The following is a 14,468-nucleotide window of genomic DNA, read 5'->3' as shown; positions in this document are numbered from 1 at the left end:
GCCAAGCCGTTCTCTAGCCTTTCGAATGGCCGTTGGGCCGGTACCAGAACTCACGCCGTGCCAGCGGCGTAGCATGCGGCAAGAGAGGGTTGCGCAGGCTGAAGGTCCTGCGCTTTGTCAGCGCAGCCCGCTCTATCATCGCGCCGAAATATTCGTGGAACAGCTTTTCGTAGCTGCCGTCGGCCAGCATCAGCGCCATGCCGCGCTCAATGTCTGCCGCCAGCGCCACATTACGCTTGTTAACGAAGTAGTAGAAGGCGCTGGGATAGTACAGAGCCAGCCCGGGCGCCACCACCAGCTCATCGCCGGCGTGCGCCTCCGCCTCATCCCATATCTCGAAAGTCGCACGCGGAAAATAGTCAACGCGGCCACTTGCCAACATGCCGAACATGCCCGCGTAATCGGATGCGGTCTGCACCTTGAAGCCGTTGGCGCGCAGGATATCGGTGTCGGGCCAGTCATGCCCCTGCAGCGCCGTCATGGCGCGCAGCTCCTCTATCTTGCGGATCGCGGCAAAGCGCGCCATGTCGCTTTTGCGAATCAGCAGCAAGCGCCAGCCGATCAGGCCACGGTCCAGCGGAATGCGGATCGGCAGCAGGTCCTGCTCGCGCTCGCGCGAGGTCATGGTCCACATCACATCGAGAATGCGCCCGCTCTGGAGTTCCAGCAGCGCGCGGCTTTGCCGCATCATGATGGATGTGGACTGCAGCGCGTACTGATGTCCCGAACGCTCCAGCGCCATGCGCAGCAGCCTCACCGGATAGTGCTCGCTCGCAGGATCACGCGGCTCGGAACGCGGATAGCGCACAATCGCTGCCGCAGCGCGTGCCTGCGGCAGCGACAGCGCCAGCATCCCGGCCAGAATTGAGCGTCTATGTATCAGCATGCGCTCAATGATAGCAGCAACCCCTGGGCTGCCGCCCCCCATGCTTCCTGCCGCCTGCCCGCTTATTTTTTGCGCGAGCTCGCTACCCTCGTCGCCACGATTTCCGTCGTCGCAGCCATATTGTCGCCGGGCAGTTTCACCTGGCCGCTGCCCTCTGCCGATGCGACCCCGATACTCATCGCCCGCGCCCTTCCCGCGTTCCGGGGACGGATGTAGGAGCCATGAACATCCGTAATCTCGCCCCTGACGTGTGTTCCACCCGGCGGGTGGAATTCCATGGACTTCGAACCGCCCTGTCCTCCCATGACTGACAGTGTGCCGCGCTGGTTCTCTTCGCGCTGCTTCCGCGTCTGCTTGTACTCCAGCTCCATCGCAATGAAGCCGCCGTTGTTGGCGTATTTGTTCTGGTTCGAACCGTGCAGGCCGTCCTGCAGCTCGGTGAACGGGTCGAGGCTAGCTGCATGGTACAGGTGCGCACCTGCCTGCCTCATCCGGGAACCGGTCGGCTCCTCGCCGCGGCGGATCGCATGGCGGTCGAAGGACTCGGCAAAGGCGACAAAATCTTCGGCAGTCGCCTTATGCGCATCCTTCATGAACAGGTGCGCCGCATAGCGCTGGTCCTGCTCCTCCGCACTCAAGTCGGCAAAGCCCGGCACCTTGGCGCGAAGATTTTCGAACTCGTCATCCCCTGGCATAAAAAGTCCCTTTCAGTTGGAAAGCAATACAAGCATCTGTGATTCCAATCAGCGTAGCAGTTTTTGCTTGCGAAAAATGCGTAAATTCTCACACCGGCAATACTCGTGGCCAAGTGACAATCCGCGCATTTCTCCGCCGGTCCGGCCTTATATAGTTGAGCTGCCACCTGGCATCCCCACCTCCAAATAAAGGACAGCACACCATGGCCACTCTGCGAACCAGGAACCCGCGCGTCAACCTGCACTACGCGCTTGCCGATCAACAGGGCGCACTCTTCCCCGTCAAAGGACAAGGCACGGTGTCGATCAATCCCGCCTTGGTCGACAACACCTTGCGCATCCTGCTCTCCAGTGCCGATGGCAGTCTGGTGGAAGTGGCAATCAGCAAGGAACGCTTCAGCATCAGCAGCAAAACCGGCGGCGCTGCCACCGTGCTGGCGCAATCGGAAGAAGCTGCGCTACTGCTCAACAAGCCGGGCGCCAGCCTGCCCTACTGGGTCAGCCTGGACACCAATAACCAGCGCATCCGCTACGGCAAAGGGGAAATGCTGCGCGACCTGATGCTGTTCGAATACAGCTGGGCGGCCCAGAGCGACAGTCCGCTGAACGCCTTCAGCAAGGATATCCGCGACATCGCCATCCAGGGCGCGCGGGCCGAGCACCTCAAGGTGCTGGAAATTCCGGTCACGCTCGATCCTTCCCCGCACATTATTCCTGCCTCGGCCATCACGATGGAAGTCATTGCCGCCAACAGCGCATCTGTCGTCAATGACCTGCCCGATGTGTGCCAGCGGCTGTATGCGAACGTATCCGGTCCCGGCATCAACCTGGCGCCGCCCGACTTCCCGGAATTTGCCCAGGCAATCCAGTATTCCATCACCACACCGGGTGCGCTGTGCTACAACAAGCTGGCGGAGAAAGACCCGATCTTCGGCTACCTGCGCGTCACCCTCGACAGCAATATGGGCGATTCGCCAGGCCAGCCTTACGTCCTCGAAATCTGGCCGGCCGGGAATGGTTCGCCGATACACGACCACGGCCAGGCCTGCGCCGTGATCAAGGTGCTGCATGGCCAGATCAAGGTGTCGTGGTTCAGCGCACTCACGCCGGCAATCGAGCAGCCCTGGGGCAGCACCATCGCCCATGCAGGCGAAGTCACCTTCCTCACGCCGGACTACTACCAGATTCACCAGCTGCAGAATCCATCGCCCAAGCAGGGCGGCAGTTTCTGCGCCACGATCCAGTGCTACCGCTATCCGGACGACGACCTGCAGCACTACGAATATTTCGACTACATCGAAGACGGCGAGATCAGGCACTTCCTGCCGGACTCCGACTGGGGCTACCTCGAGTTCAAGCAAGCCATCCACGAAGAATGGAAGAAGGTGATGGCGCGATAAAAGCATGGCATTCAGCTGCGCAGTGCAGCGTTACAATGCACTGACAGCGCATCGCCAAACCCGGGAACCGTATTCATGAAACTTCTGCTCACTTCCGCAGGCATCAGCAACGCAAGCATCCGGTCGGCCCTGGCCGGCCTGCTGGGGAAACCCATTGCAGAAGCGAGCGCGCTGTTCATCCCGACTGCCATCTATGCCATTCCCAACGGGGGCAACATCGTGCGCAGCGTGATGAACGGATCGCTGGGTGACCCGTTCTGTGAACTGGGCTGGAAGTCGATCGGGCTGCTGGAACTCACGGCACTGCCCAGCATGAAACGCGAACTCTGGGAACCGATGCTGCATGAGACGGATGCCCTGCTGGTTGGCGGCGGCGACTGCCAGTACCTGACTTACTGGATGCAGCAATCCGGGCTGGCCGCCCTTCTTCCCGAACTGCTGCGCAAGATGGTTTATGTAGGCCTGAGCGCCGGCAGCATGATCATGACCAGCTACGGAACGACGTATGGCCGGCATGCGCTCCCTGCCGACAGCGCGAAATCATTGGGCTTGCTGGATTTTGCGCTGCATCCCCACCTGGATCACGAATGGTTCCCCGACAACGCACTCGCCGAGCTGGAAAAGCTGGCGGCGACGCTGCCGATGCCGTCTTACCTGATCGACGACCAGACCGCTATCGTGGTTCGCGACGGCGTGCCCGAAGTGGTCTCGGAAGGAAACTGGAAGCTGTTTACGCCCTCAACGGCTCACCCGCAAAGCAAAAAGCCCAGACTGTGAAGATTGGGCTTTTTGCATTTTCATGCTTTAGCGAGACGGATCCGCCTTTCCGGGCGGCGCCGCCTGCGCACGTCCGAACAGGAAGCTGAAGCCAGTGGCGAACTTCTTGCTCTGGTCGGCAACCTGGGCGAAGGAATGGCATGCCATGCAGCTGCGCTGCGCCGCATCCTTCACCTGCGTGACCTGCATATAGGTTTCAAGAACGGGGTTGAGCATTTGCATGGTGTTAGGGTCGCCCGCCGAGCCCTTCAGGGGCAAAGGCGCATTCTGAGGAACCGGCGGCGTAGCGGAATATTGTCCCCGCGGCCATTGCGTGTTGATGAGCTTGTAGTACTGCCATGGCGCGTCCTTGTTACCCGCCACGATGAGGCTCTGCGCATATTTGGTCACCGACGCCGCATCCACGTCATCGGGCCAGACCTGCGTGACTTGCGTCACGGCGGGCACCTGCTTGCCATTCACTTTCGTCGGCATGTTGGGGACGGCATTCGATGCAGGGTTATAGAAACTGTAGTTGACGCCAGGCTGCGCCTGGCCGGTTACCGGCGCGTTGTCGACCTGCGCGAACGTTGCCCACAGGCCTGCCGAATTGCCCTGTGTGGCCGAACCGCCGCCCGCAAAGATGTGCAGGCCCACCAGGCCTACCGTCTGCACACTGCCCCCGCCGCCTGGCGGAATGACATAGGCGCTCGTCGTGAAGAAGCGTTTGCTGGCGATCTCGCCTGCGGTCAGAATTTTCCAGGCCGCCTTGATCTCGAAGGAGCCGACCGGCGGTGCAATCGCCTTCTTCGCGGCATAGGCCGCCTGGGCTTTGGACTCATACAGATTATTGCTGACGATGTAGTCGTACAGCGTCTTGTTCAGCATGACTTCGTAGTACACCGGCTGCGTCTTCTGGTCATACAGCACGAGTTCGTCAACCTGCTCGATGTTGTGAAGATCGGGCCTGTCGGCATCCACTTTGGCGACGCGCCGCAGGACACGCAGCTTCCCTGCCTGGACCTGCGCCGCAATCGCCTGGGGGACGTCGGCAGCCGCCGTCCATTTTCCCCAGGGCGCCGGCTTCTTGCCGTTCGGGAGGAAGACCTGGTCAGGCGACGCGAGGGTCTGCCACACCGCCGCCGTGGGGGCGCCGAATGCCGCTTTCGGATCGGGCACGCCGGCCTGCCCCGCCATGGCCGGCCAGTTCAGGTAGAAGAAGTTCTGCCACATATTGCATGAGGCAATACGGTTGATGAATCCGCCGTTGCTGTCGGGAGGATTCGCCGGCTTCGGCGTGAGCGACAGCAGCGGCTTGCCCAGCTCGCTGGAGCACGCGCCCGCGCCTGTCGGCGCCGCGGTCTGCGCCATTAATGGCGCCGAGCATGCGGCGCACAGAAACCCGATCAAAAGATACTTTTGTTTCATACGACTGCCTCCCTGGTGAGTTGGACTACCGGATCGTTATCGCTGCTCTTATGCACGTTCTCTTGGCGTAAAGAACGTTAGCACGCCACAGTGGGCCAAAAATGCGCACTCTGTAACGTTTTGATAACTAGTACTTGGCAAGGAACAGAAAGAGGAAGGCAAAGAAAATGGCCCCGCGATTACTCGCGGGGCCATTCAGTATTCTGGCTCCCCGACCTGGACTCGAACCAGGGACCTGCGGATTAACAGTCCGTCGCTCTACCGACTGAGCTATCAGGGAAAAGAGGCCGCATTATATACACGGCGGGCGGGTTCGACAATACCAATCTCACCCGCCGCTATACTCAGGCCGATTCCACCTTGGCGTAAATCCCGGCGTAGCGCAGCCCGAAGAAAATGATGAAGGCGTAGCAAATGATCGGCAGGAAGAAGCTGACGCGCAGGCCGAAGCTGTCGGCCAGGAAGCCCTGCAGGAAAGGCACCAGGGCGCCGCCCACGATCGCCATGCACAGCACGCCGGATGCCTGGCCGGTCAACCGCCCGAGCTGGTGGACTGCGATGCTGAAAATGGTGGGGAACATGATGGAATTGCAGAGGCCGATCGCCACAATCGCCCACATCGCCACGTGGCCCTTGCCATAAATGGCCAGCAGCACCAGCAGCACGGCGGCGACGGCGTTGAACGCCAGCGCCTTGCCGGGGCTGATGCTGCGCATGGCGGCGAAGCCGATGAAGCGGCCCACCATCGCGCCGCCCCAGTAGTAGCTCACGTATTTCGCGGCATCGGCATGCGACAGGCCTGCCACATCCGCCTCGCCGAGGAAGTTGATGAGGAAGCTGCCGATACTCACTTCCGCGCCTACGTAGCAGAAGATGCCGATGGTGCCAAGCACCAGGTTGCGGTGCTTGAACAGGGAATCATGGCCCTGGGCGCCTGCCGCGTCGGCATGCACGATCTTCGGCATGCGCGCCATGGCAAACAGGATGGCCAGCGCCACCATCACGCCGGCCAGCACCAGGTAAGGCATCTGCACCGTCGCAATCTCGTTCGCGCGATAGACCGCCTGCTCTGCTGCCGGAAGTTTGGCGATGTCTTCGTGCGAGAGCACCGTGCCGGACAGGATCAGCATGCCGCCCAGTACAGGAGCGATGGTCGTACCCAGCGAATTGAAGGCCTGCGTCAGCGTGAGGCGGCTCGACGCCGTGCGGGGATCGCCCAGCACCGTCACATAGGGATTAGCCGCCACTTGCAGGATGGTGATGCCGGACGCCAGCACGAAAAAGGCGAACAGGAAGAAGGCATAACCGCTGGTGGCAGCCGGATAGAACAGCGCGGCGCCCGCGGCGGCTAGCAGGAAGCCCGCAGCCGCGCCGTTCTGGTAGCCGAGCTTACGCACCAGCATGCCGGCCGGTACCGACACGATGAAATAGGCGCCGAAGAAGCAGAACTGCACCAGCATGGCCTGCACGTAATTCAGCGTGTAGACCGATTTCAGGTGAGGAATCAGTACGTCATTGAGGCAGGTAATCAGGCCCATCATGAAGAACAGCGTTGTCACCAGCGACAGAGGGCCCGTGTAGCTCTGCGTGGGGTTCTGCGTTGAAGGCTGGCCGGGCAGCGACGCTGCTTGAATAACAGGTTCCAAAAGTCTCTCCGTTGTGTGTTTTTCGTAACTTTACTACACGAAGAGCCCTGCGCACGTCCAAAAACTGAAAAAAGCCAGCATTTTTCCGGCACCGCCGGCGGTGGAATGAGGCAACTTTACAACGCCGCCAGCGGCTCGCATGCCGCTAGCTGCCTCTGCTGCAAAAATTGCATCCTCTTTTATCTGCTGATCAATATACTGATAGTTAAAAAGCAGGGAGAAAAATATGCTGGGAGAGGCCGCGATGCCGTATGAGGTCGTGCATACCTTCGGTACCACCGTCTACTTTCTGTTCATCCTGCTGTTCCTCTGGACCAGCAGGATTCCACGGACGAACTCGGGCGCCGGGTGGTGGGCGCTGTCGATGTCCTGCGCCCTGCTCGCCCGCCTGAGCCTGTTTTACTTCCTGTTCAGCGAACAGACGCCGCTCGCGGTTCCCATCTACATCTTCTTCAACGTGCTGGAAAAGCCGCTGCTGCTGATCGGCATTACGCGCTTTCTCGATCTCGATATCCGGCAACGCTGGTTCTGGCTGGCTGCAGGCGCCGCCGAGCTGTGGCTGCTGGCGGCAGTGCTGGCGGGCTTCCCGCCCTTGCTTCGCTCCATGGGCTATGTGCCAGTCAATGCCGCCTTCATGTTCTGCATGGCCTGGTTCACTTTCCGCCATCGCGCAGTCGTGCCGGGCCGGCTGCTGCTGGCCAGCGCCGCCGCCAGCTTCGCCCTTGGCCTGCACTGGCTGAGTGCGCCGGTCGCGATCCACTTCTATCCGGGCTGGTTCCGCAACGGCTTTATGCTGGGCACGGCGCTGGTGCTGGTGCAGTACATTACCTTGCTGGGCGCCGTGCTCACCCTGTTCCAGAAGCGCCTGATCGACGCCGAATCGCGCGCCCTGGACATGGCCTTCCTCGATTCGCTCACCGGCCTGAACAACCAGCGCTATATGCACACGCTGTTCGACCAGGCACTGGTGCTGGCGACGCGGCCGCACCATGTGGTTGCCGTGCTGTATATCGACCTGGACAACTTCAAGCCCATCAACGACAGCGCCGGCCACGCCGTGGGCGACGAAGTGCTGAAACTGGTCGCGGCCCGGCTGCGCAGCAATACCCGCAGCACCGACATCTGCGCGCGGGTGGGCGGCGACGAATTCGTGGTCATCGCCACCCAGCTGGACGACGAGGACCAGGCCTATGACATCGCACGCAAGCTGCTGGGCCAGCTAACCCAGCCGATGGAGATTGAGGGCAAGCGCTACTGGCTGGGCGCCAGCATCGGCATCGGGCTGTATCCCCGCCACGGGAGCCACCTGGCGGACCTGCTGCAATGCGCCGACAGCGCCATGTATTCCGTGAAGCGCAACGGCAAGAGCGGCTGCGCCATGTACCACGCCTCGGCGTCCGAGCTCGATCTGAAGAAGGCTTTGTGATTCTGGGCGGTACACGTTCATTTGCCAAACCTGGCCATCACCGGGAATCGCTTGCGCCAAACGCATGCATCAAAATTTTTGCCTTTTGTGCCTAGCGCTTGTCCATCCGGCGTGGTTACGAATGGATTCGACCAGTACCATCCCCTGCCACACAGCTGCGGACAGGAAGCGGTGTATGCCATGATGGTCGCCACCGGTTTTTTCCCCTCCGTTATGTAGCCGGCTGCATAAGACGGAGAAATTTGATAATCCGGACCGACAGTGCGCGGGTCGTGCCAAGCTCCGGCGAGGTGGGCGATTTCATGAACAAAGGAATAGCGATCGGTCATGCATTGCCAGTTCACCACGACATAAGCATTTTCGGCCTTTGCCCCTATCTCGGCTGCCAATCCACACTGCAGGGGGTCCTCATTATGGACGACCAGCACCACAACGTCCGCTTGATTCCTGGCCTTGGCCTCATTCACCACGTTCAACCGGCCCGCCGTTCTGGTAAGCTCGTCAATATCTGTCTCGAACTGAGGGCTCTCTTCATAGTCCAACGCGACGATTTCCTTGATGCTGAACCGTCCATTGATCTTGCTTTGCGCAAACGACACATTCGCAATCGCTTCTGCCGTATAGATCAGTGAGCTCAGGTCGTAGCCCTTCAATTTCGCCTCTGTATTAGCGTTTTCCGTGTGCGCCACGACAATATCGAGCACCTGGGTTTCCGCGGGATTGGGGCAGTCCGAATCGTGCGCGAACACGATATCCTCGGGTGCTGCGGTTCCCACCCCCCCCGGGGCCGCAGCCTGGGGTTTCGCCGACCACACATCGTTCAGGTTCCTGTCCATCGAACGGGTACCAGATGTCAGCACGTAGGCGTCGTCACCGATATGCCTTATTAATTTTGTTTCGCCGCCAAGGTTTGCAATACCGGAAACGGTCGCCCCCGTCTGCACAAGCAAAATTTGGCCTGGCTGCCCCTCACGGGAGACATTGACGAGCATTTGTTTCGATGATTTATCGTCAACCCACCCTGTCGTTCGCGCCTCGCCACATAAATCGTCGTCACCGTCACATAATTTGATCGGCTTCCCGAATAGCTTTGCCAAATTTATTCGTGATAAATCGACATTCAGCAGCTTCGCAGTTTTAACTGACTTATCGTTGATAATCGCTTCGATGCTTGCGGCTCCGCCCTGGGCTACGTTTTTCAGCGTAATTCCATTGATTGTCACTGGTTGACGTTTTTTTTCGAGAAACCAATTTACACTCTTCTGCAGCTCGTCACGCCTGAATTGCAGAACAAGCTTCTCGGGATATGAAGCGCTTTCATGAGAGGCCAGTGCGAAGGATTTGAGCGGTAACGCATTATGTTTTTGACGAAGCAGGGCTAAATCGTCTCCATCCATTGACACACCACTGATAGGACGCTGCAGTTCACCTGTTTTGAGTGCGGGAATAGCGAGCTGCTCCAACAGCTTGGAGGGGGCGTTACTTATGGCCGGAAAACCCGCTTTGAGAGCAGGGATGCTTACCTTGTACGAAAAGTCCTGGGAGAAAGCCGAACAGGAGTATCCAAGCAGAGCAACCCAAAACACAGACCCCGCCTTGTCCATACGCCCCTCGGATCAAAATATTTCAGAATTTCGCCCATTTCAGCGCGGTACCTAAATCATACGACAGTCCCCAGCGTACGGAATTCTTGCGGCCTTGATTCGGTGCTGCCACACCCGCATTCAGAGTGTCCTCCTTGGCCCGGAAGTAACCAACGAATACGCTGATTCCCGTCAGATCCATAGAAGCGATGGTAGGCAGCCGGTATCCGATGCCGATTCCATAAGAGTCCAGGGGGTGCGATGAAGCTTCCACCATGACTTTGAAATTGATACGGTCCTGCCAATTCCGGGACTCATCAGGAGATGTCAGAATATCGCCAGGCGTAAAATCAAGGCTCAGATACATGAACGGAGATTCATCCTGGGGCAATAGTTTTCCCGAAGCGGAGTCGTATTTCAGTGTTTTCCGATTGTTGACCGGAAGATTCAGCCCCAAAGAAACGTTTTCTGCAGGCCCGACAATAAGCGTTTTAGTACCTAAAGGTTTATTTGCCGCGCTTACCGCTACCAGCTCGATCTGCGACCGTTTGTATTTCGTTACGTATTTCTGGCTGACCTCACCGCACTTCCCACCGTCGCTTTTATTGTCAGCAATCTTCTTCGCAAGCGCCACCAGATCATCATGGATTTTGCTGGAACGCTCGGTTTCCTTAAACTCTATCTTGCCGCTAATGATGCAGGAGTCGTAGAAAACTTCCAGGGTGTCACCCTTGTTCAGTATCTGCCGCGTAGGCAGTTCCTTTCCGTCGGCGCCACGAAATAATGGAGTTTCTTCTGGGGCAGCAGCAAACACAGCCAAGGGAAAATTCAAGACAGACAGCAGTACGCCATTGAACAACAATTTCATCATTGAAGTTTTCATGTCAATACTCCGAGTGAGGATAATTGCACTTATATAATTATTTTTTTAATATTTCAATGTTTTTCTAGAAATTGTTGTTTTCTTGAATTAATTGCATTTTGCTACTCTCAAACAAGCAGAGCGCCAATGCAAAAAGCCCAGCCGGTTAGGCTGGGCTTTTCTGTATTCTGGCTCCCCGACCTGGACTCGAACCAGGGACCTGCGGATTAACAGTCCGTCGCTCTACCGACTGAGCTATCAGGGATTAGAGGCAACATTATATACAGCTCACACACTCTTTACAAGTACTGTTCCGCACACTTTGCTGCCGTCTCGCTGCCGGGCAGCGAGAGACGAGATATTAAAGCACTTTGGCAACGGCGTCAACGACGGCATCGATGTTGCGCGAGTTCATCGCGGCAACACAGATACGGCCGGTATCGACAGCGTAGATCGACTGCTCGCGCAGCTTTGCCACCTGGTCCTTGGTCAGGCCCGAATACGAGAACATGCCGACCTGCTCACGCACGAACTCGAAATCGTGGCCCTTCTCTTTCAGCTTCTTCACGAACTCGTCGCGGGTGGCCTTGATGCGCACGCGCATGGCGGCCAGTTCCTCTTCCCACAGCTTGCGCAGCTCAGGCGTTGCCAGCACGGTAGCGACCACTTTGCCGCCGTGCACCGGCGGGTTGGAGTAGTTGGTGCGCACCACGCGCTTCAGCTGCGACAGCAGGCGGGCTGCTTCGTCGGCGCTGGCAGCAACCACGCTCAGGGCGCCCACGCGCTCGCCGTACAGCGAGAAGGACTTGGAGAAGGAGTTCGACACCAGCAGCGGCACGCCGGTGGCAGCGAAGCGGCGCACCACGGCGCCGTCTTCCGCGATGCCGGCGCCGAAGCCCTGGTAGGCCATGTCCAGGAAGGGAATCAGGCCGCCGGCCACAACGGCGGCGATGACCTGGTCCCACTGCGCCTGCGACAGGTCGGCGCCGGTCGGGTTATGGCAGCAGGCGTGCAGCACGACAATGGCGCCGGCCGGCATGGCTTTCAGCGCGGCCAGCATGCCGTCGAAGTTCACGCCATGGGTGGCGGCATCGTAATAAGCGTAATTGTTGACCTTGAAGCCGGCGCTTTCGAACAGCGCGCGGTGGTTTTCCCAGCTCGGGTCGCTGATGTAGACCTCGGACGATGGCGAGAAGCGCTTCAGGAAATCGGCGCCCAGCTTCAGCGCGCCGGTGCCGCCCAGGGCCTGCACGGTGATCGCACGTTTCTCTTGAATTACGGCGCTGTCGGCACCAAATACCAGCTCCTGCACAGCCTTGTCGTACTGCGCCAGGCCTTCGATAGGCAGGTAGGTACGCGGTGCGGGCTGCTCAATCAGAATGTTTTCCGCTTTTTGCACGCACTCGAGCAGCGGCACTTTGCCGTTGTCGTCATAATAAACACCCACACCCAGATTAATCTTGTTGGGATTGGTGTCGGCGTTAAATGCTTCGGTGATACCCAGGATAGGGTCGCGCGGGGCCATCTCGATGGCACTGAAAACGGAAGGGGTCGTCATGATAAGATTGGATTCGATTGGAAGCGGTTCGCAGCGGGTTGATGACAGTAGCCCGAACATCTCTGCCTGGGCCACTGGCAGCTCTCTATTCTAGCAAAGGTCTGACTTCATGGCTGATTTATCACTTGCCGGCGCTCCTGAGCCGACCGTTATCACTTTCCCCGACTCGCCGTTCAAGCTGCACCAGCCCTTCCCTCCGGCCGGCGACCAGCCGACCGCGATCGACGGATTGTGCGAAGGCATTTCCGATGGCCTGTCCTTCCAGACCCTGCTGGGCGTGACCGGTTCGGGCAAGACTTATACGATGGCCAACGTCATCGCGCGCATGGGCCGCCCGGCCATTGTGTTTGCGCCGAACAAGACGCTGGCAGCCCAGCTCTACAGCGAGTTCCGCGAATTCTTTCCGCAGAATGCGGTGGAATATTTCGTGTCGTACTACGACTATTACCAGCCTGAAGCCTATGTGCCGCAGCGCGATCTGTTCATCGAGAAAGACTCCTCGATCAATGAGCATATCGAACAGATGCGCCTGTCCTGCACCAAGTCGCTGATGGAACGGCGCGATGTGGTGATTGTGGCCACCGTGTCGGCCATTTACGGTATCGGTAATCCGAACGAATACCACCAGATGATTTTGACCTTGCGCGCCAAGGACAAGGTGGCGCAGCGCGACGTGATCGCGCGCCTGATCCAGATGCAGTACACGCGCAATGAAGTGGACTTCGGGCGCGGCACCTTCCGCGTACGGGGCGACACCATCGACATCTTCCCGGCCGAACACGCGGAACTCGCGGTGCGCCTGGAAATGTTCGACGACGAGATCGAATCGATCCAGCTGTTCGACCCGCTGACGGGCCGTGTGCGGCAGAAGATTCCGCGCTTTACCGTCTACCCCGGCTCGCACTACGTGACGCCGCGTTCGACCGTGCTGCGCGCGGTGGAAAGCATCAAGGCCGAGCTGCGCGACCGGCTCGAATTCTTCCGCCAGGAGGGCAAGCTGATCGAGGAGCAGCGGCTGGAGCAGCGCACCCGCTTCGACCTGGAGATGATGGCCGAAATCGGCTTCACCAAGGGCATCGAGAACTACTCGCGGCACCTGTCGGGCGCCATGCCGGGCGAGCCGCCGCCCACGCTGATCGACTACCTGCCGACCGATGCGCTGATGTTCCTCGACGAATCGCACGTGCTGGTGGGCCAGCTGTCCGCCATGTACAACGGCGACCGTTCACGCAAGACCAACCTGGTGGACTACGGCTTCCGCCTGCCGTCCGCGCTGGACAACCGGCCGCTGAAGTTCGAAGAGTTCGAGCGCAAGATGCGGCAGACCGTGTTCGTATCGGCCACGCCGGCCGAGTATGAGCAGAAGCATGCGGACCAGGTGGTGGAACAGGTGGTGCGCCCGACCGGCCTGGTCGACCCGCAGGTCATCGTGCGCCCTGCCCGCTCGCAGGTCGACGATTTGATGTCCGAGATACAGGACCGCATTGCGAAGAACGAGCGCGTGCTGGTGACGACGCTGACCAAGCGCATGTCCGAGCAGTTGACCGAATACCTGGGCGACCACGGCATCAAGGTGCGCTACCTGCACAGCGATATCGAGACCGTGGAGCGGGTGGAGATCCTGCGCGACCTGCGCATCGGCACCTTCGATGTGGTGGTAGGCATCAACCTGCTGCGCGAAGGCCTGGACTTGCCGGAGGTATCGCTGGTGGCGATCCTGGATGCCGACAAGGAAGGCTTCCTGCGTTCCGAGCGCTCACTGATCCAGACCATCGGCCGTGCGGCGCGTAACCTGAACGGCGTAGCGATCCTGTATGCGGACCAGATGACGGATTCGATGAAGCGCGCGATCGACGAAACCGAGCGCCGCCGCGCCAAGCAGATTGCGCACAACGAGAAGCACGGCATTGTGGCGCGCGGCGTGTCCAAGGTCATCAAGGACATGATCGACGGTGTCTACGACCCGAACAAGCAGACGGCGGATCGCGAAGTGGCGCAGGAAGCGGCGAAGTACGAGTCGATGAACGAGAAGCAGGTCTCGAAAGAGATCAAGCGCCTCGAAAAGCTGATGATCGAGCACGCCAAGAATCTCGAATTCGAGAAAGCCGCGCAGGTGCGCGACCAGCTGCACCTGCTGAAAGAGCAGCTCTTCGGTGCCCCCGGCGCCGACGTCATCTCCATCACCGGAAAATAGACACTGACACCGTGGGGTCAGGCACCGCTGTCAC

11 protein-coding genes and 2 tRNA genes are annotated in these 14,468 nt (G+C 59.3%); 4 read left to right on the top strand and 9 right to left on the bottom strand.

Annotated elements, in window-relative coordinates; genetic code table 11:
- Positions 1-13: 13 nt before the first annotated feature.
- Positions 14-886, bottom strand: a complete 873-nt coding sequence (locus ACJRPG_RS04530; RefSeq protein ID WP_407998853.1) for a substrate-binding periplasmic protein — start codon at positions 884-886, stop codon at positions 14-16.
- Positions 887-948: 62 nt separating this feature from the next.
- Positions 949-1,581, bottom strand: a complete 633-nt coding sequence (locus ACJRPG_RS04525) for a hypothetical protein (RefSeq protein WP_407998852.1) — start codon at positions 1,579-1,581, stop codon at positions 949-951.
- Between the two features lie 203 nt (positions 1,582-1,784).
- On the opposite strand from ACJRPG_RS04525, the gene ACJRPG_RS04520 reads away from it, so the two are divergent.
- Positions 1,785-2,981, top strand: coding sequence for a cysteine dioxygenase (locus ACJRPG_RS04520; protein ID WP_407998851.1), 1,197 nt, complete (start codon positions 1,785-1,787; stop codon positions 2,979-2,981).
- Between the two features lie 75 nt (positions 2,982-3,056).
- Positions 3,057-3,758, top strand: a complete 702-nt coding sequence (locus ACJRPG_RS04515; RefSeq protein ID WP_407998850.1) for a Type 1 glutamine amidotransferase-like domain-containing protein — start codon at positions 3,057-3,059, stop codon at positions 3,756-3,758.
- A gap of 27 nt (positions 3,759-3,785) precedes the next feature.
- Here ACJRPG_RS04515 and ACJRPG_RS04510 read toward each other — a convergent pair whose 3' ends face one another.
- The 3 genes from ACJRPG_RS04510 to ACJRPG_RS04500 form a co-directional block, all read right to left on the bottom strand.
- Complete coding sequence (locus ACJRPG_RS04510) at positions 3,786-5,108, bottom strand: hypothetical protein (protein WP_407998849.1); 1,323 nt, start codon at positions 5,106-5,108, stop codon at positions 3,786-3,788.
- Between the two features lie 261 nt (positions 5,109-5,369).
- Positions 5,370-5,445 (bottom strand) — tRNA-Asn (locus ACJRPG_RS04505).
- 64 nt (positions 5,446-5,509) lie between these two features.
- Complete coding sequence (locus ACJRPG_RS04500) at positions 5,510-6,811, bottom strand: sugar MFS transporter (RefSeq protein ID WP_445322642.1); 1,302 nt, start codon at positions 6,809-6,811, stop codon at positions 5,510-5,512.
- A 226-nt stretch (positions 6,812-7,037) separates the two neighbouring features.
- Between ACJRPG_RS04500 and ACJRPG_RS04495 the strand changes: the two genes are divergently transcribed.
- On the top strand, positions 7,038-8,237 hold the full coding sequence (locus tag ACJRPG_RS04495) for a diguanylate cyclase domain-containing protein (protein WP_407998848.1): 1,200 nt from the start codon (positions 7,038-7,040) through the stop codon (positions 8,235-8,237).
- Between the two features lie 17 nt (positions 8,238-8,254).
- Here ACJRPG_RS04495 and ACJRPG_RS04490 read toward each other — a convergent pair whose 3' ends face one another.
- The 4 genes from ACJRPG_RS04490 to ACJRPG_RS04475 form a co-directional block, all read right to left on the bottom strand.
- Complete coding sequence (locus tag ACJRPG_RS04490) at positions 8,255-9,841, bottom strand: M12 family metallo-peptidase (protein WP_407998847.1); 1,587 nt, start codon at positions 9,839-9,841, stop codon at positions 8,255-8,257.
- Between the two features lie 22 nt (positions 9,842-9,863).
- Positions 9,864-10,703 (bottom strand): hypothetical protein, encoded by an 840-nt coding sequence (locus ACJRPG_RS04485; protein ID WP_407998846.1) that lies wholly within the window; start codon positions 10,701-10,703, stop codon positions 9,864-9,866.
- A 168-nt stretch (positions 10,704-10,871) separates the two neighbouring features.
- Positions 10,872-10,947 (bottom strand) — tRNA-Asn (locus tag ACJRPG_RS04480).
- Between the two features lie 96 nt (positions 10,948-11,043).
- Positions 11,044-12,240 carry an amino acid aminotransferase gene (locus ACJRPG_RS04475; protein WP_407998845.1) on the bottom strand — a complete coding sequence of 399 codons (1,197 nt, stop codon included), beginning with the start codon at positions 12,238-12,240 and terminating at the stop codon, positions 11,044-11,046.
- 109 nt (positions 12,241-12,349) lie between these two features.
- On the opposite strand from ACJRPG_RS04475, the gene uvrB reads away from it, so the two are divergent.
- Positions 12,350-14,434 carry an excinuclease ABC subunit UvrB gene (gene uvrB / locus ACJRPG_RS04470; RefSeq protein WP_407998844.1) on the top strand — a complete coding sequence of 695 codons (2,085 nt, stop codon included), beginning with the start codon at positions 12,350-12,352 and terminating at the stop codon, positions 14,432-14,434.
- Positions 14,435-14,468: the final 34 nt, after the last annotated feature.

Source organism: Pseudoduganella rhizocola, from assembly GCF_045984285.3.
Taxonomy (GTDB): domain Bacteria; phylum Pseudomonadota; class Gammaproteobacteria; order Burkholderiales; family Burkholderiaceae_D; genus Rugamonas.
Note: the sequence above shows the minus strand (reverse complement) of the source record. Positions and strands in the feature narration are given on the sequence as shown.

Bases quoted from the DNA above. Each gene is read 5' to 3' on its own strand.
- ACJRPG_RS04490 (WP_407998847.1), bottom strand. From the start codon at position 9,841: ATGGACAAGGCGGGGTCTGTGTTTTGGGTTGCTCTGCTTGGATACTCC.
- ACJRPG_RS04475 (WP_407998845.1), bottom strand. From the start codon at position 12,240: ATGACGACCCCTTCCGTTTTCAGTGCCATCGAGATGGCCCCGCGCGAC.
- ACJRPG_RS04515 (WP_407998850.1), top strand. From the start codon at position 3,057: ATGAAACTTCTGCTCACTTCCGCAGGCATCAGCAACGCAAGCATCCGG.
- ACJRPG_RS04495 (WP_407998848.1), top strand. From the start codon at position 7,038: ATGCTGGGAGAGGCCGCGATGCCGTATGAGGTCGTGCATACCTTCGGT.
- ACJRPG_RS04520 (WP_407998851.1), top strand. From the start codon at position 1,785: ATGGCCACTCTGCGAACCAGGAACCCGCGCGTCAACCTGCACTACGCG.
- ACJRPG_RS04525 (WP_407998852.1), bottom strand. From the start codon at position 1,581: ATGCCAGGGGATGACGAGTTCGAAAATCTTCGCGCCAAGGTGCCGGGC.
- uvrB (WP_407998844.1), top strand. From the start codon at position 12,350: ATGGCTGATTTATCACTTGCCGGCGCTCCTGAGCCGACCGTTATCACT.
- ACJRPG_RS04485 (WP_407998846.1), bottom strand. From the start codon at position 10,703: ATGAAAACTTCAATGATGAAATTGTTGTTCAATGGCGTACTGCTGTCT.
- ACJRPG_RS04510 (WP_407998849.1), bottom strand. From the start codon at position 5,108: ATGGCGCAGACCGCGGCGCCGACAGGCGCGGGCGCGTGCTCCAGCGAG.
- ACJRPG_RS04530 (WP_407998853.1), bottom strand. From the start codon at position 886: ATGCTGATACATAGACGCTCAATTCTGGCCGGGATGCTGGCGCTGTCG.